This window comes from Polyangiaceae bacterium, from assembly GCA_015075635.1.
Lineage (GTDB): Bacteria > Myxococcota_A > Polyangia > Polyangiales > Polyangiaceae > JADJKB01.
The window spans coordinates 2,476,985-2,498,524 of the sequence record JABTUA010000002.1 but is presented as its reverse complement, the minus strand read 5'-3'; the positions used below and the strand labels follow the sequence as shown (position 1 = coordinate 2,498,524).

25 protein-coding genes and 2 tRNA genes are annotated in these 21,540 nt (G+C 68.6%); 16 read left to right on the top strand and 11 right to left on the bottom strand.

The features are described 5' to 3' along the window. Nucleotides 1–2: 2 nt before the first annotated feature. The 6 genes from HS104_27385 to HS104_27360 form a co-directional block, all read right to left on the bottom strand. Complete coding sequence (locus HS104_27385) at nucleotides 3–956, bottom strand: hypothetical protein (protein MBE7483688.1); 954 nt, start codon at nucleotides 954–956, stop codon at nucleotides 3–5. Then, entirely contained in the window at nucleotides 953–2,713 is a 1,761-nt protein-coding gene (locus HS104_27380; GenBank protein ID MBE7483687.1) for a VWA domain-containing protein, read from the bottom strand. The genes HS104_27385 and HS104_27380 overlap by 4 nt, the downstream gene beginning before the upstream one ends. Nucleotides 2,714–3,407: 694 nt before the next feature. After that, entirely contained in the window at nucleotides 3,408–3,938 is a 531-nt protein-coding gene (locus HS104_27375) for an HNH endonuclease (GenBank protein ID MBE7483686.1), read from the bottom strand. Between the two features lie 362 nt (nucleotides 3,939–4,300). Further along, a tRNA-Asp gene (locus HS104_27370) sits at nucleotides 4,301–4,372 on the bottom strand. A gap of 157 nt (nucleotides 4,373–4,529) precedes the next feature. Continuing rightward, nucleotides 4,530–4,600 (bottom strand) — tRNA-Lys (locus tag HS104_27365). Between the two features lie 626 nt (nucleotides 4,601–5,226). Further along, a complete protein-coding gene (locus HS104_27360) occupies nucleotides 5,227–5,796 on the bottom strand; it encodes a hypothetical protein (protein ID MBE7483685.1) in 570 nt (189 codons plus the stop codon). A gap of 74 nt (nucleotides 5,797–5,870) precedes the next feature. Between HS104_27360 and HS104_27355 the strand changes: the two genes are divergently transcribed. Both HS104_27355 and HS104_27350 read left to right on the top strand, forming a co-directional pair. Further along, nucleotides 5,871–7,367, top strand: coding sequence for a hypothetical protein (locus HS104_27355; protein MBE7483684.1), 1,497 nt, complete (start codon nucleotides 5,871–5,873; stop codon nucleotides 7,365–7,367). Between the two features lie 68 nt (nucleotides 7,368–7,435). Beyond that, nucleotides 7,436–7,951 carry a hypothetical protein gene (locus HS104_27350; protein MBE7483683.1) on the top strand — a complete coding sequence of 172 codons (516 nt, stop codon included), beginning with the start codon at nucleotides 7,436–7,438 and terminating at the stop codon, nucleotides 7,949–7,951. Here HS104_27350 and HS104_27345 read toward each other — a convergent pair. Together HS104_27345 and HS104_27340 are read right to left on the bottom strand one after the other, a co-directional pair. Then, nucleotides 7,948–8,661, bottom strand: a complete 714-nt coding sequence (locus tag HS104_27345; GenBank protein ID MBE7483682.1) for a hypothetical protein — start codon at nucleotides 8,659–8,661, stop codon at nucleotides 7,948–7,950. The genes HS104_27350 and HS104_27345 overlap by 4 nt on opposite strands. 3 nt (nucleotides 8,662–8,664) lie before the next feature. Continuing rightward, the gene (locus tag HS104_27340; GenBank protein ID MBE7483681.1) at nucleotides 8,665–9,810 is read right to left on the bottom strand and encodes a hypothetical protein; all 1,146 of its coding nucleotides are present in this window, start codon (nucleotides 9,808–9,810) and stop codon (nucleotides 8,665–8,667) included. 85 nt (nucleotides 9,811–9,895) lie between these two features. On the opposite strand from HS104_27340, the gene HS104_27335 reads away from it, so the two are divergent. Together HS104_27335 and HS104_27330 are read left to right on the top strand one after the other, a co-directional pair. Further along, on the top strand, nucleotides 9,896–11,056 hold the full coding sequence (locus HS104_27335; protein MBE7483680.1) for a glycosyl hydrolase: 1,161 nt from the start codon (nucleotides 9,896–9,898) through the stop codon (nucleotides 11,054–11,056). After that, nucleotides 11,053–11,310, top strand: coding sequence for a MoaD/ThiS family protein (locus HS104_27330; GenBank protein ID MBE7483679.1), 258 nt, complete (start codon nucleotides 11,053–11,055; stop codon nucleotides 11,308–11,310). Before HS104_27335 ends, HS104_27330 begins: the two co-directional genes overlap by 4 nt. Before the next feature lie 3 nt (nucleotides 11,311–11,313). Here HS104_27330 and bla read toward each other — a convergent pair whose 3' ends face one another. Continuing rightward, nucleotides 11,314–12,204, bottom strand: a complete 891-nt coding sequence (bla, locus tag HS104_27325; GenBank protein ID MBE7483678.1) for a class A beta-lactamase — start codon at nucleotides 12,202–12,204, stop codon at nucleotides 11,314–11,316. Between the two features lie 33 nt (nucleotides 12,205–12,237). On the opposite strand from bla, the gene crcB reads away from it, so the two are divergent. From crcB to HS104_27305, 4 genes are all read left to right on the top strand, one after another. Beyond that, nucleotides 12,238–12,621, top strand: coding sequence for a fluoride efflux transporter CrcB (gene crcB, locus HS104_27320; protein MBE7483677.1), 384 nt, complete (start codon nucleotides 12,238–12,240; stop codon nucleotides 12,619–12,621). Nucleotides 12,622–12,632: 11 nt separating this feature from the next. Beyond that, entirely contained in the window at nucleotides 12,633–12,989 is a 357-nt protein-coding gene (locus HS104_27315) for a DUF190 domain-containing protein (protein ID MBE7483676.1), read from the top strand. A gap of 90 nt (nucleotides 12,990–13,079) precedes the next feature. Next, nucleotides 13,080–13,916, top strand: a complete 837-nt coding sequence (locus HS104_27310; GenBank protein ID MBE7483675.1) for a hypothetical protein — start codon at nucleotides 13,080–13,082, stop codon at nucleotides 13,914–13,916. A gap of 270 nt (nucleotides 13,917–14,186) precedes the next feature. Continuing rightward, a complete protein-coding gene (locus tag HS104_27305) occupies nucleotides 14,187–14,366 on the top strand; it encodes a hypothetical protein (protein ID MBE7483674.1) in 180 nt (59 codons plus the stop codon). A 19-nt stretch (nucleotides 14,367–14,385) separates the two neighbouring features. On the opposite strand, the gene HS104_27300 is transcribed toward HS104_27305, so the two are convergent. Together HS104_27300 and HS104_27295 are read right to left on the bottom strand one after the other, a co-directional pair. Further along, nucleotides 14,386–14,676, bottom strand: a complete 291-nt coding sequence (locus HS104_27300; protein MBE7483673.1) for a hypothetical protein — start codon at nucleotides 14,674–14,676, stop codon at nucleotides 14,386–14,388. Nucleotides 14,677–14,783: 107 nt separating this feature from the next. Further along, nucleotides 14,784–15,632 (bottom strand): SDR family oxidoreductase, encoded by an 849-nt coding sequence (locus HS104_27295; protein MBE7483672.1) that lies wholly within the window; start codon nucleotides 15,630–15,632, stop codon nucleotides 14,784–14,786. A 189-nt stretch (nucleotides 15,633–15,821) separates the two neighbouring features. Here HS104_27295 and HS104_27290 point away from each other — a divergent pair, with 189 nt between their 5' ends. The 8 genes from HS104_27290 (at nucleotide 15,822) to HS104_27255 (ending at nucleotide 21,540) form a co-directional block, all read left to right on the top strand. Next, the gene (locus tag HS104_27290) at nucleotides 15,822–15,965 is read left to right on the top strand and encodes a type II toxin-antitoxin system RelE/ParE family toxin (GenBank protein ID MBE7483671.1); all 144 of its coding nucleotides are present in this window, start codon (nucleotides 15,822–15,824) and stop codon (nucleotides 15,963–15,965) included. Between the two features lie 91 nt (nucleotides 15,966–16,056). Next, nucleotides 16,057–16,449: a winged helix-turn-helix transcriptional regulator gene (locus HS104_27285; protein ID MBE7483670.1), complete on the top strand. Its 393-nt coding sequence runs from the start codon at nucleotides 16,057–16,059 to the stop codon at nucleotides 16,447–16,449. Further along, nucleotides 16,446–17,618 carry a DUF4346 domain-containing protein gene (locus tag HS104_27280; GenBank protein MBE7483669.1) on the top strand — a complete coding sequence of 391 codons (1,173 nt, stop codon included), beginning with the start codon at nucleotides 16,446–16,448 and terminating at the stop codon, nucleotides 17,616–17,618. Before HS104_27285 ends, HS104_27280 begins: the two co-directional genes overlap by 4 nt. Further along, entirely contained in the window at nucleotides 17,576–18,025 is a 450-nt protein-coding gene (locus tag HS104_27275) for a hypothetical protein (protein MBE7483668.1), read from the top strand. The genes HS104_27280 and HS104_27275 overlap by 43 nt, the downstream gene beginning before the upstream one ends. Before the next feature lie 3 nt (nucleotides 18,026–18,028). Continuing rightward, nucleotides 18,029–18,694, top strand: coding sequence for a sulfite exporter TauE/SafE family protein (locus tag HS104_27270; protein ID MBE7483667.1), 666 nt, complete (start codon nucleotides 18,029–18,031; stop codon nucleotides 18,692–18,694). A 648-nt stretch (nucleotides 18,695–19,342) separates the two neighbouring features. Next, on the top strand, nucleotides 19,343–19,861 hold the full coding sequence (locus tag HS104_27265) for a hypothetical protein (protein MBE7483666.1): 519 nt from the start codon (nucleotides 19,343–19,345) through the stop codon (nucleotides 19,859–19,861). Next, entirely contained in the window at nucleotides 19,839–20,678 is an 840-nt protein-coding gene (locus HS104_27260) for an IS4 family transposase (protein MBE7483665.1), read from the top strand. The genes HS104_27265 and HS104_27260 overlap by 23 nt, the downstream gene beginning before the upstream one ends. A gap of 610 nt (nucleotides 20,679–21,288) precedes the next feature. After that, nucleotides 21,289–21,540 (top strand): type II toxin-antitoxin system ParD family antitoxin, encoded by a 252-nt coding sequence (locus tag HS104_27255; protein MBE7483664.1) that lies wholly within the window; start codon nucleotides 21,289–21,291, stop codon nucleotides 21,538–21,540.

The window sequence follows — 21,540 nt, the reverse complement described above, 5'->3', positions numbered from 1 at the left end:
GCTCACCTGCGCGTGATGTTGAGCTCGCCGTTCTCGTAACCCTCGCGGATCACCGACGGCAGGCTCTCCAGCGTCACCAAACGGTCGCTGCCGGAGAGACAGATGCCCGCGTCGATGACCTGCAACGACTGCTCGTCCACGACGCTGATGAAGCGCTGTCCGAGGAAGCGATAGGTGACCTCCAGCATGCCGTCGCCCAGGCTTCGGCAGGCCGAGAGCTCGGCACCGGCTTCGTCCAGAGCGCGCTCGGCGCGATCGATCGGCGTGGGGCCGGCGCGTCGCGCTTCGCCGCCGGGCGCGGGCAGAGGCTCGCGGCCCTCGCTCCGAAGCCAGGCTTCGACGCGCACCGCCTCGAGCCGGCGCGCTTCCGCCAGCTCGCGGAGCAGCGTCTCCGCGCGCGCGCGGCCCTCCGATGCCAAGGCGAGGGCGGCTCGCACGGCCTCTCGGGGCGATATCGCGACGTCCAGGCGCTCGCTCACGCGGGCGACCAGGGCGTAGCCGAAGGCGGCGCGCAGCGACGCGCCGACGTTCTTCACGTCGTCGATGCCGCGCTCCTCCTCGAGCGCCTGCCGGCACTGCTCTTCGCTCTCGCTCTCGAGCTCGACGTTGTCGAACACCAGATCGCCGGTCCCCCAACGCCGCGTCACGACCGGTGCCAAGACCGGCGGCTCCTCCGCGGGCATGAGCTGAATGGGCTCGAGCACGCTTCCTCCGCCGAACAGCCAGCCGCGCGCGAAGTGTCCGCGCACGGCCGGCAGTCCGGAGAGGTCCGGGGCCTCGGTGCCGTCGACGGGCGTTGCGAAGCGCCCACCGAGCTCGAAGCGGTACCAGCCCGGCGGTTGCTCCACCTGAATGGACCAGCGCCGCGCCGCGCCGTAGACGTGCCGGCCACCGAAGTACGGCAAGACCTCGCTGGAGGGCTTGCCGAGGAACTTGCGGTAGTCGAGCGTGCTCACGACGAGAGCTCCAGGAGCGGCGTGGACATCACGCGTTCCACCCAGCCGAACTGCTTCTTCGGGGCGGAGCGCGGCGCGTCGAGCAGCGCCTGGAGCACCCTCGGCACCTGGTACGGATCGTCGAACTGGCCGACGGACACCTCGCTGAACGGGATGTCGAGGGCCAGCGCGGCGTCGCGCACCGTGGTGCCTCGGCTGACGGCGACGTTCACGAGCAGCGCCAGCGCCGACGGGTCGTAGCCCGCGCGCCGGAAGCTCTCGGCGAAGTTGCCGCCGGCCTCGCCGGCCTCGTCGCCGACGACGATCACCACCAGCTTGGCGTCCGGCGGCAGCTCCACTCCAGAACGCCGGAGCGCGTGCACCGCGGAGGAGTGAAGCGTCCCGCCCTCGGCGCGGATGCCGCTCAGCATGTGCTGGACGGCGGCGCGAGAGGGCGCCTTCGGCACGAGCACCGTGCCCAGGGTGTCGAAGGCTGCGATGTGGAGCTTGTCCGGGGGAAAGCCGGCCAGGATGCGCGACAGCGCCTCCTTCGACTGCTCGATGGCGCCGGACATGGAGCCGCTCTTGTCGATCAGGAACAAAACGCGCACGTCCACCTCGCGGGTCGCGGCCTCCACCGCCTTCTTCGCGGCGTGGTCGGCGGCCTCCTCCAGCTTTTCGCGCACGCCCTGGTCGCGCACGTTCTTGGCGATGTTGAGCGCGCGCTGATCGGTCGCGCTCTGAACCGCACGCTCCCAGCGATCGCGGATCTCCGGGAACACCAGCAGGCCCAGCGACTCGAGGGTCGGGGTCAGGATGCGGAGATCCCGATCCGAGAGCGTCGGCAGCACGGCCACCATGATGGCGGGCGTGAGGCCCACGTCCGGCGGCAAGCGACCGATGACGTCCTTGTACTTCAGCCGCTGCGAATCGATGGCCTCGCAGATCTCGGCTTCGGTGAGCCCGTCGAAGCGCTCGCGCTTCTGAAGCACGAGCCCGTCCAGGCCCACCGTGCGATGACCGGCGGACGCCTGCTTCTGCTTCCAGCCCAGGATCTCGAAGAACGCGGCGCTCTCCGGCTTGTAGCCGGCCTTGCGCGCGATCTTCTTGATGGTCTCCTTGTAGCCGGCGCCGACCAGACCCTCGAGCATCGGTCGGTTCGCCTCGCGCACACGCAGCCAGCGGCTGGCCGCGCTCTTCCAGCGACCCAGGGCCGGCTTCTTGGCGGCCGGATCGGAGAAGCCCGCGATGCGGTTGAGCTCGGCGATGTCCGGCGTCTCGAGCAGCTCGGCCACGCGCAACACGCCCTTCGGGGTCATCATGCGCGCCGACTTCTGCTCGTAGTGGAGCAACATGGCCTCGCCGATGCGCCGGTAGTCGTCGTCGTAGAAGGCGACCGAACCGTCGTCGTCGTGCACCGGCTGACCCGAGCGCTGCTGCACCAGCATCAGCGCCGCGCAGGCGACCTTCAGGTCGCGCCACTCGGTCTCCTTGAGCGCGTAGCTCGCGAAGTGAGCCATCAGGTCCACGTTGAGCTGGTAGATCTCCAGCAGCCGCGAGTACAGCGACGCCGCGGCCGGCACGTAGAGACCCGGACGGACAGGCGTGCCTTGCGCGAGCGCGCGGTTCTTCGAGAGCTCGCGGCGCGGATGCCAGACGCCGGCGACGTCGAGACCCGGGCGGTTGTGCCACAGGTGAGCCGACGAGCTCAGCACGAGGTCGAGCAGCTTTTCGGCCGGGCCGAGCTGGCTCTCCGGCAGCGGCGATTGGGTGGTCATGACGATCGTCTCCTCAGGTGAGCTCGGGAACACCCCGAGATTAGAGAATTCCGCGCCCGAGTGAAGAAGCCGTCGGTTTCGGTGTGAACGACCGGGTGCCCTACCATTGGGCGAGAGAAGCGCGTTTGGTGCTTCTCGGCGGATTCGAACCGCCAACATCCAGGGTGCGTGTAGGGCCTCGTCGGACGAGCGCGGAAGAGTGAAGGCCGGAAGCACGAGCGTGCCTCGACGGCCCGGCGACGGGCTCGACCCTCGATGGAGCAGTGCCTTCGTGTCGCCAAAGAGCTTCCCGCGCCCGAGTGAGGAAGCCGTTGACTTTGGTGTCAGTTCCAATGACTGGTGCCCTACCGTTGGGCGACAACCTCGATGAGGCTGGATGGATTCGAACCATCAACTCGTTTGCGTGTAGGGCCTCTTCGGCCGGGCGCGGAAAAATTTTCGGAAGCATCGCATCCGAGTGTGAAGGTCATGGGTCCTTTCGGAGGCCGCGGAGCACGCTGGCTCCACGGCGACTTGCGTGTAGGACCTTCACGGCCGGGTGCCGACTTCCATTGGCGGAGACGAGTGGTCTCGATCCACACACTCGCGTGCGAGTGCGCTTCGGCTTCCACCCGAGCCCAGCGCCATGCTGGTTTCGTCTCCGAAAAAAAACCGAGCTTCGCGCGGGCCGTCCTTCCGAACGGCCCGCGCGAGCTCAAGCGACGCCGACACGCGGGAGGGATGCCGTGAAGTCGCGCCACTCGATCGGCGCCGTGTCCGGGTCGATGAGCGGCGGCATCAGCGGCAGCGTGGTCGGGCGGAACGGCGGCCTCTTCGGCCACATGCCCGACTCGTCCGGCGTCTTGTTGGCCTTCTTGGCGTTGCACGGGGCGCACGCCGTCACGATGTTCTCCCACTCCGTACGGCCGCCGCGCGAACGCGGCAGCACGTGGTCGTAGGTGAGCTTGGACATCGGCAGCTTCAGCTGGCAATACGCGCAGGTGAAGTCGTCACGCAGGTAGACGTTCAGCCGCGAGAACTTCACGCCACGCTTGGTCCGGGCGATCTTGCGCTTGAGCCGCACGACCGCCGGCATGCGCAGGGTCGTGGACGGCGAGCGGATCTCGTCGGCGTAGGACACGACGACGTCGACCTTGCCCAGGTAAGAGAGCGTGATCGCGTCCTCCCAACGGATCACCTTGTGCGGGAAGTACCAGGGCGTGAGCACGAGGGTTCTCGTGTGCATGATGGGGCCTACTTTCGGGTTCTTGGGTTTGATGGGTGTGAGCTGCAATTCCTCCAGTCTCCCTGCTTGGAGTCGAACCAAGAACGATCGGCTTCGGACACCGATGCCTGAGGATCCGTCAGGACAGGGAGCGGGCTCGGGTGTGACGCGAGTCGCGTCGGGGTGGATGGGGCTCTTGAACGTCGTCTCCCTGCTTGGAGTCGAACCAAGCGCAATCGGTTTCGTAAACCAAAGCCTGCAAATCCGGCAGGACAGGGAGGAACTCCCCGCGCGATCGGAGCGAGTCGCGTCGGGGTACGGGGCGGTGTGCCCCCGCGGAAGGATCCGGTGGGGGTGGGTCCGTGGGACCGTGAAACAGTCAGCGCCCGCGAAGGGAATCGAACCCTCCTCGCCGGATCGACAATCCGGTCGCCTCGCCAGATGCGTACGCGGGCAGCTTGGGCAGCCGTGGCGGGCTGCCCTGAGAAGGCGGACGCGCGCCCTGGTCGGGAGCGCGCCCGTCTTCTCGTCGCACGAGTTTTCAAACAGCAAGGCGCACGTGTGCGCCGACCCGCGAGGGGCCAAATCGAATCGCCCGACGATGTCGAGCGGTGGGGCACCGGAGAGTCGAACTCCAATCGACCGGTTAAGAGCCGGCTGCTCTGCCATTGAGCTAGTACCCCGAGCGAACGCGGTCGCGGTCGCGCGGTGTGTCGTCGTGATGTGGGATCGTGGGATGCTTGGACAAACCTCTCCTCGTGCGCGGGGCGTTCGCGCGCGCGCCGCGCCAAATGCAAAAAAGCCGCCTGGTGGGTCACCGAGGCGGCTTCTCGCGAGCTGCGATGAGAGCGCGCGCCGCCCCTAGGTGGTGACCTCCTGACCTTCGAGGTTGCAATCGCCGAATGCGCCGATGCCCCACGACGTGCTGCGTGCACGCGTCGAAGCGCTTCGGCTCATCCGATACGGATGCAACTCGGCGATGGCTGGTTTCCTGAAGGACATGTTCGGATTCTTCTTCTGACGAGTGAGCCGCGGATTCGATTCGCGGCGAGCGCTGTTTGTTCCCGTTGCCTGAAAAATGGCGATATCTGCCCGGAATTGGCCCCAAATGCAGCGAGGCCGCCGGGGGTTCCCTGGCGGCCTCGTGAGCACGCGGTACGCGCTCCGATGACCGCTAGGTCTCGCCTCCGACGCTCGGTCGATCGCAAGCGAGCGACTCGGGCTGGGTTTGATTCGTGAGGTGCAAAAACATTCGAACGAGTTTCACATTACGCGAGGACACTCGACTTGTCAACTCGCGAGCGCGCGTTCACACGTCGAAGGGAACGCCGAACCACTCGCCGAGCACTCGGGAGAGGATTCCGGCCCACGCGCTCTCGTACAGGATCTCGTTCCAGGTGTGCGTCGGGTCCTTGTGCGACGGCAGGGCTCGGCTGATGACGCGGAAGCTCGAGCCCGATTGATCGATGACGTCCAGCCAGGCGTAGCCGGCGTCGGCATCGACATCCGCAGTGAAGCGCGCGATCTCGCTGACGGGTACGCGGGCCCCCGAGTCGATCTCCAGGTGGCCGCTCCGCGTCGCGCGGGCCTCGAGCCCCTCGTAGGTCCAGACCCAGACCGAGTCGTCGTCCAGCGCGACGGAGATCCAACGATCGATGGTCCAGGCCAAGCGGATGCCGCGCTGCTTGGCGAGCTCGACGGCTTCGCCCAGCCGAGCTTCTGGGATCTCCAGCGCGAGGAGCACACGGAGGCGCGCGTGGCTGGTGGAGAGCAGCTGCACCTCGCGCTGGCCGTTCCGCCCGAGGAGCTCGCGGCCGAGCAGGGTCGTCTCGCTGGGCAGCGTCCTGAGGAGCTTCAGGAATTCGTGCGGCGTGCTCACCGTGGAGCCAGCAAAACACGGGTATCCGTGCGGCGACAGAGGCGCCGGGCGCGGGTCCGGCTAGAATTCGGGCCGTGGCGCGCTGGCTGGTTCTGGTGGGGCTCCTCGGGTTGGCGTGCTCGACTGGGGCTGGAGCCCCGGACGATGGCAGCGGCGGTGGGTCTGCTGGCTCCGGGGGCAGCGGAGGCGCTGCCGTCGGTGGCTCGGGCAACTGGCCGAGCGGTGGAGCCGCCGGTGCTGGTGCGGTCGGCGGCACGAGCAGCGGAGGCACCAGCGCTGGCGGCGGTTCCGGCGGCAGCGGTGGCGCGCCGCTGCCGTGCGACTCGCGCTTCAGCTTCTCGCAGAACCCCGCGACCGCGGGCATTCCGTTCGACGTCACCTTCAGCGACGGTCCTGGCTACGTCTACATCGGCATGGACGTGACGGGTCCGGGCTCGCCGTCAGCGGGTAACCTGAAGATCAGCGGTAACGGACCGTACAGCTGGACCTGGCAGATCTCTGGTCACGGCGCCGGCGTTCTGAAGCTCGCCTTCACCAAGGACGACGGCACCCCCGTCGCAGGCTGCCAGATCTACTCGAACGCGGGCTCGGGTAGCGGCGGCTCGGGTGGGACGAGCGGCGCCGGAGGGACGAGCGGCTCGGGTGGGACCAGCGGCAGCGGCGGCACGGGCGGCGGCCCGGTGGGCAACTGCCCCGATCAATCCACGCGCAACCGCTTCGCGATGAACATCGATCCCGCCAATCCGAAGGGCAATCCGAGCGCGAACGACCTGCGCAACATCGGGGCACGCTGGGCGCGAGTGGAGTGGAAGGTCGGTGTCAGCGCGGCCACGCAGAAGGGCCAGATCGCTGCGCTCCGCAGCGGGGGCGTGCGCGTGCTCGTGATCTTCGACTACGCGAGCGTGTCCGTCGGGTCCCCCGGATCGTCCGGCAGCAGCGCCGCCTGGGCGAGCTACTCGGCGCAATACGTCCAGGAGCTCGGCAACCTGGTCGCCTCGCTCGGCAACGGGGTCGACGCCTGGGAGATCTGGAACGAGCCCGATCTCCCGCCCTCGGCCGGCTACGATCCGTACGTGCCGCCCGCGACCTACGGCACGCTGCTGAAGAACGCGCACGCCAAGGTGAAGGCGGGCTCGTCGGCGCCGGTGATCGTGGGCGGGCTCGCGTCCGGGGATCCCAACTACCTGACGCAAGCCAAGAACGCGGCCGGCGGCCTGTTCGCCGACGGCGTCGGGATCCACCCCTACGGCCAGCGCGCGCCGGACAACTGGCCCAACTCGAGCTGGGGCTTCGGCAACATGAGCGCGCTGTTCAGCGCATACCTCGCCTTCGGCAAGCCGGTCTGGGTGACCGAGATCGGCACGGTCGATTCCACCAATCAGGCGCAGTACCTGAAGAACGTCTACGCGCTGGCGGCGAGCTACGGCGCTCAGGTGCCGGTTGTGTTCTGGTTCTGCTGGAGCGACGGCATGGTCCCGCCTTTCGGCGTGCTGGACAGCTCCGGTGGGCAGAAACCCGCGTATGGGGCGTTCAAGTCGGTCGCTCCGGCCTGGAATTCGAGCTGCGAGTAGTCGGGGTTTCCCCGGACATCCGCGGCGCTCGGGAAGATCGACGGCGGCCCGCGCGTACTTGGGCTGCCATGACCGCCCCTGCATCCGGCCCGGAGAGCTTCGGACCTCGCCGCACTGCGCAGGGGACCATCGTCGGCATGCCGCCGGTGGTCCGCGAGCCCGTTCGCCTCGGACAGCTCGGCTCGATCACCCTGCGCAGCGTTTACAAGGCAGAGGAGGGGCCCTGCTCGGACGCCTTCCACCCCGATCGCTGGAGCACGCCACCCGCGACCGACCTCGCGCCCATCGTTCCCTGCGAGGAGCCGGAAGAAGAAGAGTCGGTGCAGGTGTTGCCGCGGCTGGCGGCGGAGCCGCTGCCCGCGAGCGAGCCGGTGCTCGACGTCGCTCCGGTGTCCGAGCCCGAGGCCCCCGAGCCGCCGACGGAGCGCTGGCAACCGAAGGCTGCCGTGGTCGCCGACGAGCCCGTCGTGCTGCCGTTCCGCGAGCGCGAGCCCAGCCCCGAGCGCCGTTTCTTGGTCATCGCTGCGGCGGCCAGCGCCACGCTGCTCTCGCTGTTGGTGGTCGCGGCCCTGGTCTGGGGTTAACCCCGGCGGAACAGCGCTCGCTCGAGCTCGTCGGCGGCGGTGACCAGCTCGTCCAGCTCGACGCCGAGCTCCTTGGCCGCCTTGACGTCGGTGACGGCGCCCTCTTCGAGCAGCAGCGCGCCGTAGTTGCGGGCGTTCGCGCTCACCGAGTGAAGCGCCGCCTTGACGTCGATGGCGACGCGCACGTCGTTCACCGCGCGCTCGAGCAGCTTGAGCACGCGGAGCGCGCGCACCTCTCCGCCCTTCGGGTCGCGACGGGCAGGCGCCCGGCGTTTCGGCGGCGGCGCCTTGCCGAAGCCCTTGGCGCCGGGCACTCTCCCCAGTCGGGCGAGGAGCGCCTCGCCCTTCTCGAACGGGTAGTCGTTCAGGAGCACCAGGCTCTCGCCGGTGCGCTCGAGCAGGAAGCGCAGGATCGAGACCTGCAAGCCCCCGACGGTGTCGATGTCTCCCGGGTTGTCGATGCTGAACACCGAGCGGCAGCGCTCGAGCCGTTCGAGCACGTCGGGTTCGAGCTCGAGCCCGTACTTCTCGTAGGCGGCGCGCACCTCCTCCGGTCTCGGCATCGGACCGCCCGCGCTCATCTCACCCCACTCGTCGTCGCACTCGGGGTGTTCCTCCAGGAATTCCTCCACGGCGCCGATCGCCGCTTGTTCGAGCTCGAGGATCGCCTTCGGCTCGAGGGTGGTCAGGATGGAATAGGTCGCGCTCATCGCTCAGTCCTTCAAGAAACGGGTCTCGGGGTGTTCCCGGCGCCAGATCACGTGGTCCATGAAGTAGTGGTGAATGTTCACGAAGGCGAAGAAGGCGGCGAAGTACGGGGTCACCCCGAGGTCGCCCATCTCGGCCAGACCGCGCCGCCCCGCTGGAATCAGCGCGCCGTCGAGCAGCGAGGGTGCGGCGTGGAACAGGAGCCAGCCCAGGCCCAACGCCGCGGCGGCCAGGAGCCCGAGCTCGGTCCGCGCCGGGCGCCCGAACCGCGGCGGGCCCTCCGCGGCTCGCGCCGCGTTTCGCCGGAGGAGCCAGACGAAGTACAGATACTGCACCGAGTGCAGCGCCGGAATCAGGTACACCATCAGCGGGTCGGCGCTGGAAAAGACAGTCCACGCCCAGACCGTAATCAAAAAGCCGGAGAGCGGAGCGAGCGGTGGCAGGCGCCTCTCCCGCTGCCACTTGAGCGCCAGCACGCCGATCAGGGCGAGCGTGCTCAGCGCGAAGACCGAGAGCGTCAAGAGCTCCAGCCCAGGTCCGTGCGCCAGCGTGCGGTAGACGACGCCCTTCTCCTCGACCAGCTTCCCGGAGTCGGCGGGGCTCGCCCAGGCGTACGCCCAGGCGGCGAAGCAGTGCAGGAGGAACACCTTGCGCTCGAGCGAGCTCAGGCTGACCCCGCGCCGCGCCGAGAGCACCGTCAGCACGCCGAAGCCTTGCTTCACGTAGTGCCAGCCGACCAGCAAGAACATCAGCTGAAGCATGAAGCCCAGGAGCGGCGCCGAGCGGGTCGCCAGCGCGACCGCCGCCCAGATCCCGAGCCCCAGCGGGATCACGAGGCCGGCGATCCAGTAGCGCGCACGCTGCAGCGGCGCATAGACCGAGCCGAACGCCCGCTCCTTCGCCTTCTCGTAGAACAGGAAATAGGTCACCGAGAAATGGGGGTCGTTGAGCACGAAAGCGGCGTGGAACGCCAGAAACCCGATCACGAGCTCCGAGGTGTCGAGGCCCAAGCCACTCCTGAGCAGCCACATCAGCGGGAAAAGCACGAGCGTAGCGCCGCCGACGAGCATGAACTCGGCCACACTTCCCCGCACGGCGCCGGCGGCCTTGGGGAGAGCAGGCTCGAGCAGCGTCGGGCTCGCGCTGGTCACCCCGCCACGCTAGCACAGCGCTGCGACTCGACGCTTGACGAGGTCGCGACCCTGCCTGATGAAGGCAGCGGAGGTTGGGACGGCGATGGCGAAGAAACCTGGTGCTCGCGGCAAGAAGGCTTCTCGGGTGGCGGTGCTGGTGGCCACGCGCAAGGGCGCTTGGGTGTTTCGCAGCGACGCCAAGCGCAAGAGCTGGCGCGCGGACGGCCCGCACTTTCTGGGTCACGTCATCCATCATCTGGTGCTCGACCCGCGGGACGGGCGCACGCTGCTCGCCGCGGCGAAGACCGGGCACCTCGGCCCGACCGTGTTCCGCTCCACCGATCTCGGCCGCACCTGGAAGGAGGCGAAGAAGCCGCCGGCGTTCCCGAAGGCCAAGAAGGGCGACACGGGCCGCTCCGTCGATCACACCTTCTGGCTCACGCCGTGTCACGACGACGAGCCGAGCGCCTGGTACGCTGGCACCTCGCCGCAAGGCTTGTTCCGCTCCGACGACGGCGGCGTGAGTTGGGAGCCGATCTCCGGCCTGAACGACGACCCGAAGTACCGCGAGTGGATGGGAAGCGCACAGGACGGCACGCCGGACGGGCCGAAGCTCCATTCCATCATCGTCGACCCGCGCGATCCAAAGCACCTGTACTTCGGCATGTCCGGCGGCGGCGTTCACGAGTCGTTGGACGGCGGGAAATCCTGGTCTCCGTTGGTCCAAGGCATGCAGGTCGTGGAGGGATTCGACGCCGCGAACATCGCGTTCCACGATCCACACTGCGTGCGTTTGTGTCCGACCAACCCCGACCGGCTGTACCAGCAGAATCACTGCGGCATCTACCGTATCGACCGCCCGAGCCAGGAGTGGCGCCGCATCGGCAAGCGTATGCCGAAGGAGGTCGGCGACGTCGGCTTCACGATGGTGGTGCACCCGCGGGACGCCGACACGGCCTGGGTCTTGCCCATGGACGGCACGACCGTGTGGCCGCGGACCAGCCCGGGCGGCAAGCCCTCGGTCTACGTCACCAAGAACGCCGGCAAGAGCTGGAAGCGCCTCGACACGGGTTTGCCCAAGAACCAAGCCTGGTGGACCGTCAAGCGTCAGGCCATGAGCGCCGATCAGCGGGACCCGGTCGGCCTCTACTTCGGCACCACCAGCGGAGAGCTGTGGATGAGTCGGGACGAGGGCAAGCGCTGGAGCAACATCGCGCGGCACCTGCCGGAGATCTACGCCGTGGAGACGGCAGAGCTCCGATGAAGGTGCTGATCCCCGGACCACTGCTCTCCTACACGAAGGTGAAGGAGGTCGAGGCGAGCGGGAGGAACCTGGCGGAGCTCTTGCTCGATCTCGACCGGCAGTATCCCGGCATCCGCTTCCGCGTGATCGACGAGCAGGACCGGATGCGGCCTCACATGCGCTTCTTCGTCAACGGCGAGCAGGTCTTCGACCTCACGGGTGCGCTCGCCCCGAGCGACGAGGTCACGCTGGTGCAGGCGTTGAGCGGCGGCTGATCGCTAGGAGCCGAGCTCGGCAGCGACGATCCGGCCGATTTCCGCCTGCGCTGCGAGCAGCTCGGTCAGCGGCCGGGTGGAGTCGCTCAGGTACGCAGCGACCAGGATCGGTGGGCGAGCCGGTGGCCAGATCACGGCGACGTCGTTCACCGCCCCGCGGTTGCAGGTCCCGGTCTTGTCGCCGGCCTCCCAGTTGGGCGGCAGGCCCGCCCGCAGCCGCTCGCGGCCCGTCGGGGAGGCACGCATCCAAGCGAGCAGGCGCTCGCGGCTCGCGCGTGAGAGTGCCTTGCCCGTGAGCGCCGCGCGGAGCGCTCCCGCCATCCCTCGCGGCGCGGTCGTGTCGCGGGCGTCACCCGCGAGGTTCTCGTTCAGCGTCGGCTCGTCGCGGTCGAGGCGGGTCACGTAGTCGCCCAAGCTCCGGAAGTAGCGAGTGAGGCCTGACGGGCCGCCGACGAACGGCAGCAGCAGGTTCGCGGCGGTGTTGTCGCTCAGCGTCACCGCGGCGCCGGCGAGCTCCTCCACGCTCAGCGACCCGCGCGGGAGGTGCTCGCGGGTCACCGGCGCGTACTCGAGCACGTCGGCCGCGCCGTAGCTCACCCGCTGCTCGAGCCCGAGCTCGCCACGATCCACCCGTGAGAGCACCGCAGCCGCCAGCGCCCACTTGAAGGTCGAGCACATCGCGAAGCGCTCGTCCGCCCGCCGTGCGAGCCGTCGGCCGCTGCCGGTGTCGAGCGCGAAGACCCCGACGCGCCCGCCCACTCGGGCCTCGACCCGGTCGAACGGATCCCACTCCAACGGGGCTTTCGGCGGCGCAGCTGCCGGCGCGCAGGCGCCGGCGAACGCGACGGCCAGGAGCCCGCGCCGCGACAGCTGGGGATTGCGGGGAACGACCACGGGTTTCGCAGTATGGTCTAGCCTTCGACGGCGATGGAGCGGTTCTTGTGGGTTTGCCTGGCGGGTGCAGCGGGCTGCGGCACCCGTTACCTGGTCGGGCTCTGGGCGGGCGGACGGTTCGGCGCGTCGTTTCCGTATGGCACCTTGATCGTCAACGTGGCGGGCTGCTTCTTGATCGCGGTGGTGATGCAGACGGCGCTCAACGTGGTCAGCTTCTCGCCCACGCTCCGCCTGGCGCTCACCACGGGCTTCCTGGGCGGGCTCACCACCTACTCGAGCTTCGCCTACGAGACGACCAAGCTGGTGCAAGATGGCGCGCGGGGCGCCGCGCTCTGGAACGTCGGCATCACGACGCTGGCTTGCTTCGCGGCGGTGGTGCTGGGGCTCGTGGTGGCTCACGCGCTCACGAAGGCTTGAAGGAGGAAGCGATGCGAACGCTGGACGGCGAGCAGACCTTGGTCCGGATCTTCATCGGCGAGGGCGACAAGTGGCAGAAGAAGCCGCTGGCGCGCGCGCTGCTCGAGCGGCTGCGTGCCGAGGGTTTCGCCGGCGCCACGGTGGTCCACGGCGTCGCCGGCTTCGGCGCGAACAGCGTCATCCACACCGCCAGCCTGGTGGATCTCTCCGCGGATCTGCCGGTGCTGATCGAGGTGGTGGACGACAGCGAGCACGTCGATCGGCTCCTGCCCATCCTGGACGAGATGCTGACCGGGGGAGCGCTGGTGACGCTGGAGAAGGTGCGAGTGCTGCGCTACGCGACCCGACCGGCTCGCAGAGAGGGGTGACGTCGGTTGTAACGCTCACTCCGTGGTGTAGGCTCAGGGGACGAAAGGGCGGGACCGAGCATGTCTTCACGGAGTAGTCGAAGGCGACGGGTGCTCGTGCTGGTCGGTGCGACGGGGTCGCTGGCCGTGGTTCACGCGCTGGGTGTAGCCTGCGCCCCTCAGGCCAAACCCGCGGGTGCCAGCCCGGAGAGCCCGCCGCCAGCGGCAGAGCCGCCGAGCGCGCTCGGCCACTGGCGCGGATACCTGGAGGCTTCTGCGGACGTGGCCAGCTCGGACGAGATTGAGCTCGTGCTGACGAGCGCTGCGCCCGACAGGCTCGGCGGAAGCGTTCGGATCGGCAGCAGCGATGCCGCCCTGCCGCAGGACCCGACGCTGGACGCGGGCCCCCGCCGGTTCGCGCAGGTCGCGCTCGACGAGGGCAAGACCCTCGCCATCACCGAAGGACGCGCCGACGGCGCCCGCGTGCGCTTCGACGCCGTGGATCGCGGCTCGCAAGAGTGGTGCGTCGCGCAGGTTCCCGGTGAGTCGGGGCCAGGGCTCGACGACTTCGGATGTCCCCTGTTCGGTTCGACTCACGGTGGCGGCGGCTGCAACGTGGCGCTCGAAGCATTCACGCTGGGGGCGAGAACGGACGGAGGCCTGGAGCCGGACGCTGGCCGCAGGCTTCCGCCCAGGCGGGGGACGACGCCGGGCGCTGCCGGGGATCCGGACGCTGGACGCTGGGAGCCGCCGTCGCGGCCGATCGACTGCGCGGTCCTCGAGCGTTGTCGCGCAGTGCAGCGACACTGCGAATGCACGGGTCGCGCCTGTGTCGGACGGCCCACGCTGCGCCTGCGCTTCGACATCCGCATCGAGGGGGCCAGCGCCGACGGCAGCCTCCAGCTCGACCACGTGGTCCGGCGCGTGCGGCTCGAGAGGGTGCGCTGAGCGCCAGTTCTCGACCAGCGCGTCCCCCGATGGCGAGATCGACGAGACATCTCGGCGCTCGAGCGGCCTGATCCGCGAGCAGGCCGTGGCCGCCGTGCTCCTGGACCCCGAGGACCCCGGCGGTGCGCTCTTCCGGATGTGGCGCGTGACGCCGAGGCTCTCGCCGCTGATCCGGGCGGAAGCCTTCATGCGGTACCTGACGAAGCAGGAGCCCCAGCGGGCGCTGGCCTGGTTGAGCGCGAGCCGCCGCATGATGTGCGACCACGGTGAGTGGCGCTTCGAACCGACGGGCCGCGCGGCGGGATCCTCCACTTCGTGGAGGAGTACGTCTGGCTCGAGCACGCGAAGCTCGGCGGCCTGACGGGGACCCTCGACCGTTGCGGAGTCAAGCCGTCGATAGCCGTCGAGCTCGACGGCCCCTACTCGGGGCGACTGGTCGCGAGCTGGTGAAAGCGCCGGCGCGTGCTCGTCACTCGTCGGGGCCCTCGCAGCTGGCCATCGCATCCTCGATGCTGCCGCTGAAGTCGCTGCAGCCGAAGCTGTATTGCTCCAGCACGTATTGGCAGGCGTCCGAGTCGTCTTTGTCTGCGATGGCGCTGAGCGTCGAGTAGTCCGAATCCGAGCCGCATCCTGCCAACATCTTGTCGAGCGCGCAGCAGGTCACCGGCCTCGGGTCCTCGCCGCAGCCGAACGCCACGACCCCCGCGATGATGACCAAACAAGCCGTCGCCGCGCCCCGTACCACCCTCACCCCGTTCATGGAGAGCAGACTAGGCGACGCGACGCCCGGGGGCAATCCAAGCTCGGCCGTGTTCCCGATCCGTACGAGGCGTGGTTGCGACACCCGCTGTCGCAGCGGGCTACCCGTCAAAGGAACGCACGAACGTACTCTCGGCTCCGCGCCTCGAGCTCGTCCTGGAGCTTCACGTCGCGGGCGAGCGGCGACGCTCGTTTCGGGCGCTCCTTGTCGTAGTAGAGCCCGGTCTCGCTGGCGAGCTCCGGCGCGATCTCGCAGCGGAGCTGCGTCTTCGCCCCCTCTTCATTCGAGATCAGAAACGGGCGGAGCAGCACGGCGAAGACGCCCATGCGACGCTTCCAAATGTCGCTCGCGACGCCGCCGGGGTGGAGCGAGTAGGTCGTGACGCTCGTGCCCGCGAGCCTTCTCGCGAGCTCGCTCGCGTGCAGGACGTTGGCGAGCTTGCTCACGCAGTACTCCGGAAACGCGGTCAGCGTGGCGGAGGGCTTCCTGACGGCGTCCCAGTCGATGCCCTGCCTCGCCCGGTAGTGGGCCTGGCTCGCCACGATGACGATGCGCCCCTGCTTCGCGCGCTTGACCAGCGGCAGGAGCTTCTCCGTCCAGAGGTAGTGGCCCACGTGATTCGTGCCGAAGGCGAGCTCGAAGCCGTCCTTCGTTTGCCCCTGCACGCCGGCCACGCCGGCGTTGTTGATCAGCGCGTCGATGGTGACGTCTCTCCCGAGCAGCTCGTCCGCGGCCTTCCTCACCGACGCCAGGTCCGACAGATCGAGCGCCACGAACGAGACCTCACCCTCCGGGTTCTTCGCCCGGACCTCGGCGAGTACAGGCTCGGTGCGTTCGAGACTCCGCGCGGCGATGATCAGCCTGCCGAGGCCGCGTTCGGCCAGCGCCAGGGCGTTCGCGCGGCCGATGCCGGTGTTGGCGCCGGTGATGACGAAGGTCTTGTCCCCGAGGTCCATGCGCGCCGCATACGCCGGGACGCGGCGGCGGGCTAGCGCCCGCAAGCCGTGGAGCGCTGGTCGCGAATCCCGAGCGGCCGAGAGAGGTGCGCTTCGTAGGCTGTGGTGGTCTGCGCTGCCGCGTCAGACTCTACGGGCGGAGTCGCCTGCGGCGAACTGACCCCACCTACGACCAGGGGTCCGAGCCGCATGCCCGCCGTACTAGCGTCTTCTTCGGGGAAGCATGCTCTGTTCGTTCGCGTCGAGCTCGACGGAACGGTGATCGTCGTCCGCATCCTGCATGCCGCGATGTTGCCGGAGCTGCACCTCCCGGACGCAGACGAGGACGGGTGAGCCGCGTCGTCCGCGGCGCTCATCGCGTGGGCTCAGTCACGGTCGGCGCGCGCTTGACCCCCCGCCATTTCCCAGTCATTCATATACTCATATGAATGAACGAACAGCTGCGGCGCCTGCGGGTGCTTGCAGCGACCTCTGCAACGTCCCCTGCTTCAAGGAGAAGCTCGTCGCGCGGCTGCGCGCCGAGCTACCCGCCGACGACGCTCTCGAAGACGCGCGCGGGCTCTTCGCGTCGCTGGCCGACAAGACCCGCCTCCGTCTGCTCTTCGCGCTTCGAACGGGCGAGGAGCTCTGCGTGTGCGACGTCGCGCACGTCCTCGGGATCAGCGTTTCGGTAGCGTCCCATCATCTGCGTAAGCTCCGGGACCTGAAGGTGCTCAAGTACCGCAACGACGGCAAGATGGCGTACTACTCGCTGAAGAGCCCGCTCGCGCGCGAGCTCGTCGGTCGCGTCCTTCCGGATGCCAAGGCGCGCCGATGACCGCGGCCGTCGACACTCGCCGGCGCGCGCTCGACGTCATTCGGGAGCAGCTCGACGAGGCCGTCCGGGCCGGCAAGTGTCATGGCTGCGGATGCCTCCAACAGACCGTGGCTGCACTCTCGGGCACCGAGGCTGCGCCGCTGCTCGAGCCGACGCTGCAGGCGGCGCGCGCCGTGTTCGTCCCCAAGAAGTACGACTGCCTCGGCTGCGCGGTCTGCTTCCCGGCCATCGCCGCGAATGCGTTTGCTGAAGCCTTCCCCGCGGCGAGCGCGAATCTCGACCTCTGCCCCACGGAAGCACCGGAGGCACGCCTGGGTTGGCCGCCTCTTCCGGGCGACTATCGCGCGCTCCGGTACGGCGCTCCTGTCGCCGTGTGCACGTTGAACGACGCATCGCTCGCGTCCCGCGTCGCGGACACGCGCCACGAGCACCTCGCGATCGTGGGAACGATGCACACGGAGAACCTCGGGATCGAGCGGCTCATGACGAACGTGCTCGCGAACCCGCACATTCGTTGCCTCGTCCTTTGCGGCGACGACACTCAGCAGACAGTCGGGCACCTTCCCGGGCAGTCCATCGCGAGCCTACTCGAGAACGGTGTCGATGACGCGCGGCGCATCCGAGGCGCGAGGGGAAAGCGACCAGTACTGAAGAACGTCAGCCAGGAAGAGATCGACGCCTTCCGGGAGCAGGTCGAGCTCGTGTCAGCGATTGGCGAAACTGACATGACGCGAGTGATCGAGCTCGTGCAGAGGGCGGGGCGCTCCGCCCGCGGTCCGTTCGAGGGGGCACCGCGCCCCGTCGCCGTCGAGCGCGTCGGGACGAGCGAGCCGCGGCGCCTCGTGCAAGATCCCGCGGGTTACTTCGTCGTCTACCCGGATGCGCGCCGGAGAATGATCTCGGTGGAGCATTTCACGAACGCGGGCGTGCTCACTTGCGTCTTCGAGGGGAAGACACCGGCAGCACTCTATGCGGGAGTCGTCGAGCGCGGTCTGGTCACGCGGCTCGACCACGCCGCCTACCTCGGCCGCGAGCTCGCGCGCGCCGAGCGTTCCCTCGAGACAGGCGAAGCGTTCGTCCAGGATCGCGCCGCAGGAGCGCTCGAAGAAGGCGGGGCGACTGCGGAGTGCGGCTGCGCGCAGGTCTGCAAGACTGGAGAATCGACATGAAGACACTGACACCGTGGCTGGTCGCGGCAATCGCACTGCTCGGGGTGGCAGGTTGTCGTTCGGGCGAACCATCGCGCGATGGCTCGCCCTCGGCGAGCGCGGCTGCTCCGCTCGCCGCGGGCGGCACCGTCGTCTTGGTGGCGAACCTCGGCGAGGCGGAGGACGAGTGCGGATGCGGGGAGATCATTCGCGATGTCCGCGCGGCCGCACAGAAGGGCGTGTCGACGAAGGAGATCGACACCCGCACGAACAAGGACGAAGCGAAAAAGTATCACGTGTTGGTCGTCCCGGCCGTCGTCTTCCTGGACGCATCAGGCAAGGAGCTGCGCCGGTACGAAGGCGAGTCGGAGGAGACGATCAAGAACATGAAGGTCGACCTCGACACCCTCGCCTCCGCGAAGAAGTGACGGATGGATCTCGCGAACGCGCTTTCGTCCGGGAGCCTCGTCGCGCTGCCGCTGGCGTTCGCCGGCGGCCTTGCGATGGGGCTGAACCCCTGCTGCCTGGCGCTCTATCCGGCGGCTGCAGCCACGTGCTGCGCCGGCGCGTGCGATGCCGACAGCCCTCGTCCCGCCGTATCCAATGCCATCGCGTTCGTCCTCGGAACGGCGACAGCGACGACGATCCTGGGCGTCGTCGCGGCGCTCGCGGGGCGCACGCTCGAGGGGTTCGGCGGATGGGTGCGATATGCCATCGCGCTCGTTCCCATTGTCATGGGACTTCATCTGGTCGGATGGATGCGCCTCCCGATGCCGCGCGGGGCCATCGGCCTCCGCGGTCGTGGCGTCCACGGCGCCTACGCGAGCGGTCTGCTCTTGTCGCTCGTGATCGGGCCGTGCGGCACGCCGGCGCTCGCGGCGATCCTGTCGTATGCGGCGTTCCAAGGGAGCGTGCCGTTCGCCGCGCTGCTGCTCTTCCTCTACGGAATGGGGAACGGCGTGCCGTTGGTGATTGCAGGGACCGCGTCGGGGCGGCTCACGACCTGGCTGTCGAAGCTCGGTTGGCGAGCATGGACGGAGCGGGTCGCCGGCGTCCTCATGCTGGCCGTCGGTGGCTTCCTGCTGTGGACGGCGTAGACCGGATTCCCGCGGTCGGAAGCACCAGGAAGAGGAGCGACGTTGCCGATGACGTCCACACTTCGGGCCACAAACGCGAAACCCCCAGCCCGGGGGCCAGGGGTCGTTGCGTGATGGACCGGTTGGTTGCGCGGGGGCGATACGCGGGCCGTACCACGCAGATTCCTACTGGCCGACGCTCGGTTCGGTTCGTTTGCAGCTCCACTCGCCTTCGATGATCGGGAGGCCACGCGGAGTGAACTTGGTGAGCCCGCAGTAGACGAATCCGTCCGAGTGATAGCGGCACCCCGGGTGCGCATTCGGCTGCACCTTTCCACAAAGGCAGGGACAGACCCTCTCGCTGGCCATGGCCAAGTACATCCGGTTGATCCCAATGCCGGTCCAATTGAAGCGACTCGAGTTCAGCCACGCTGGTGCGAACGGGATGGCGCCGGCGCACGCAGGATCGTCCCACGGGCTGTCGGTCGAACGGACGCGCGGATAGGAGCTCAGCGAGTCCTTGCTGTGACGACCATGGGTGTTCGGGTAAGCGGAATCCTGGATCATTCCGATCGCTTGCGCGCGTGATCCACCGTTCGCGCGGTGCGCGGAGTTGTGGAAACGGGGCAAGCGTGCGACCTCGCGGTTGCGACACAGCTCGGAGGACGCATGCCCCGCTCGCCATCGGTACCGATTCACCGCACGCTCCGCAAGTTCCTTCCGCCGGCGCTCGTCGAAGCGAGCGCTCGGGCGACGGGCGCGTTCCAGCGCGTCCGGAAGGTCGACGCCTACGCCCTGGTCTGGAGCCTTATCCTCGGCTTTTCCGCCGGGAAAGTCCGGACCATCGCGGGCCTGCGTCGCGTCTACGAGAGGGTCTCGCGGACCACGCTGGAGGAGAGCAGCTTCTACTGCCGGTTCACGCCGGCGCTGGTGAGGCTGCTCCGGCAGCTGCTCGACGGCGTGCTCCAGCAGTCCTGGGGGCTGAGCCGGCCCGCATCTGGGCGGCTCAATCAGTTCCGCGACATCCTGATCGCGGACTCGACGGTCATCCGCCTGCACGAGCTGCTGGGCAAGGCGTTTCCGGCCTGCCGCACCAACCACACCCGGGCTGCCGCGAAGGTGCATGTGGTGATGTGCGTGGCGGGGGCTGGCGCAGACCGTCAAGGTGACCGCCGAGCGCCGCCATGATCGCCGTGCCCTCGTCCTCGGCCCGTGGGCTCGCGGCAAGTTGTTGCTCTTCGACCTCGGCTACTTCGACTTCCGCCTCTTCCGCCGGCTCGACGAGATCCGTGGCTACTTCGTGTCCCGGCTCAAGCGCAGCTCCAACCCGGTCATCGTTGCTCAGAATCGACGCTGGCGCGGCCGGTCGGTCGCCGTCGTCGGGCAGTGCATCTGGGATGTCGTCGACCGCCTGCAGCGCGAGGAACTCGACGTCACCGTACAGGTTCGCTCCCGCCATCGCGTCTACGCCGGGCGCTGCTCCAGCGAGGTCCGCACCTTCCGTGTCGTCGGCGTGCGGGACGAAGCCTCCGGCGAGTACCACCTGTACATCACCAACATCGGCGTCGAGGCGCTCCAGCCGGCCGATATCGCCCGCGTGTACGCCGTCCGCTGGGAAGTCGAGTTGCTCTTCAAGGAGCTGAAGTCGCACTACCGGCTCGACCAGATCCCGAGCCGAAAGCGCGCCGTCGTAGAGGCCATGCTCTACGCCGCTCTTCTCTCGCTGGCCGCGAGCCGAGCGCTCCTTCACGCCTTGCGCAGCGCGGTCCGCCCGGGATTCCTTCTCCCGGCACGACGCTGGAGCGTGCTCATGAGCCAGCACGCAACCGACCTGCTCGCCGTCGTCATCGAAGGCCGCGACGACCCAGTCTTGCTCGACCTGCTGCTCCACGAGGCCCCAGACCCGAACCGTCGTCGCCTTCACCTGCTTCAGTCCGTCGAGCGCCGTGCACATGCCTATCGAGCCCCCGGAAACTCAGCGAGTTCACGTCGTGCAGCGGCCTAAGCGATCACCGATGCTGTGACGACCTAGCAGGACCAGCGTCTCGGTCCAGCCGTCGGCTCGCTCCCGCCGCATGAGCTTCTCGTATCCGGACCAGCGCACGGCCGGCACGTCCACCCCCGGTTGTGGGCTTCCTACCTCTCCGCCGGGGGCGACGATGGACCCCAACATGCAGAGCCCGCAGCGGCACTCGACCAGGCGCACTCTGGAAACGTGGGGGTCGAGCGCGGTGAGCTGGCTCCGCAGCGTCGCTTCGGTCGGCTTCGCCCACTCCTCGTCGATCCGTTCCTCGCGGAACGCGTCAATGTATCCAGCGAACGTATTCGAGTAAGGGAACTCGGCGGTCGGCTCGGGTGGCACAGGTCGCGGCGGGCGCCCCGAGACGGCGCCAGCGTCAGGCGTGGGGGCGGTCGGCTCTGCCGGATTCGGCTGGACCATGCGCGGAGGAGCGCCTTCCGCGCACGCCGAGGCGGCGAACATGACTACACCTGCGACGAGGGGTCCGAGCCGCATACCACTTGGGTGTTCGGCGGCACGCCGAGCTTGGGTCCGCGAAGCGACGAGTTGTCGGAGCCGCCCGGAGGTGACAGAATCACGAGAACGAGTCGCCGCCATGGCACGCCCGATCCAAGCCGCTGACCTGCCCGAGGACATCGCACGCATTGCCGAGGCGCAAGTCGCAGCGGGCCGCTTCGCAAATATCGACGAGGTCGTGCGCGCCGGGGTCCTCGCCGTGCAACGAGAGCAGGAGAAGCACGATGCATTGCGTGCGGCGCTCGAAGAGGGGGAGAACAGCGGGATCTTCGACGGCAACCCGTTCGACAGCGTCCGGGCCGAGCTCCGTGTGAACCGACATCAACCTTAG

What these genes read in the sequence shown, in the direction of transcription:
- HS104_27380 (MBE7483687.1), bottom strand. Translation starts at nt 2,713, where the DNA reads ATGACCACCCAATCGCCGCTGCCGGAGAGCCAGCTCGGCCCGGCCGAA.
- HS104_27375 (MBE7483686.1), bottom strand. Translation starts at nt 3,938, where the DNA reads ATGCACACGAGAACCCTCGTGCTCACGCCCTGGTACTTCCCGCACAAG.
- HS104_27350 (MBE7483683.1), top strand. Translation starts at nt 7,436, where the DNA reads ATGACCGCCCCTGCATCCGGCCCGGAGAGCTTCGGACCTCGCCGCACT.
- HS104_27345 (MBE7483682.1), bottom strand. Translation starts at nt 8,661, where the DNA reads ATGAGCGCGACCTATTCCATCCTGACCACCCTCGAGCCGAAGGCGATC.
- HS104_27335 (MBE7483680.1), top strand. Translation starts at nt 9,896, where the DNA reads ATGGCGAAGAAACCTGGTGCTCGCGGCAAGAAGGCTTCTCGGGTGGCG.
- HS104_27330 (MBE7483679.1), top strand. Translation starts at nt 11,053, where the DNA reads ATGAAGGTGCTGATCCCCGGACCACTGCTCTCCTACACGAAGGTGAAG.
- crcB (MBE7483677.1), top strand. Translation starts at nt 12,238, where the DNA reads ATGGAGCGGTTCTTGTGGGTTTGCCTGGCGGGTGCAGCGGGCTGCGGC.
- HS104_27315 (MBE7483676.1), top strand. Translation starts at nt 12,633, where the DNA reads ATGCGAACGCTGGACGGCGAGCAGACCTTGGTCCGGATCTTCATCGGC.
- HS104_27300 (MBE7483673.1), bottom strand. Translation starts at nt 14,676, where the DNA reads ATGAACGGGGTGAGGGTGGTACGGGGCGCGGCGACGGCTTGTTTGGTC.
- HS104_27295 (MBE7483672.1), bottom strand. Translation starts at nt 15,632, where the DNA reads ATGGACCTCGGGGACAAGACCTTCGTCATCACCGGCGCCAACACCGGC.
- HS104_27290 (MBE7483671.1), top strand. Translation starts at nt 15,822, where the DNA reads ATGCCCGCCGTACTAGCGTCTTCTTCGGGGAAGCATGCTCTGTTCGTT.
- HS104_27285 (MBE7483670.1), top strand. Translation starts at nt 16,057, where the DNA reads ATGAATGAACGAACAGCTGCGGCGCCTGCGGGTGCTTGCAGCGACCTC.
- HS104_27280 (MBE7483669.1), top strand. Translation starts at nt 16,446, where the DNA reads ATGACCGCGGCCGTCGACACTCGCCGGCGCGCGCTCGACGTCATTCGG.
- HS104_27270 (MBE7483667.1), top strand. Translation starts at nt 18,029, where the DNA reads ATGGATCTCGCGAACGCGCTTTCGTCCGGGAGCCTCGTCGCGCTGCCG.
- HS104_27265 (MBE7483666.1), top strand. Translation starts at nt 19,343, where the DNA reads ATGCCCCGCTCGCCATCGGTACCGATTCACCGCACGCTCCGCAAGTTC.
- HS104_27255 (MBE7483664.1), top strand. Translation starts at nt 21,289, where the DNA reads ATGGCACGCCCGATCCAAGCCGCTGACCTGCCCGAGGACATCGCACGC.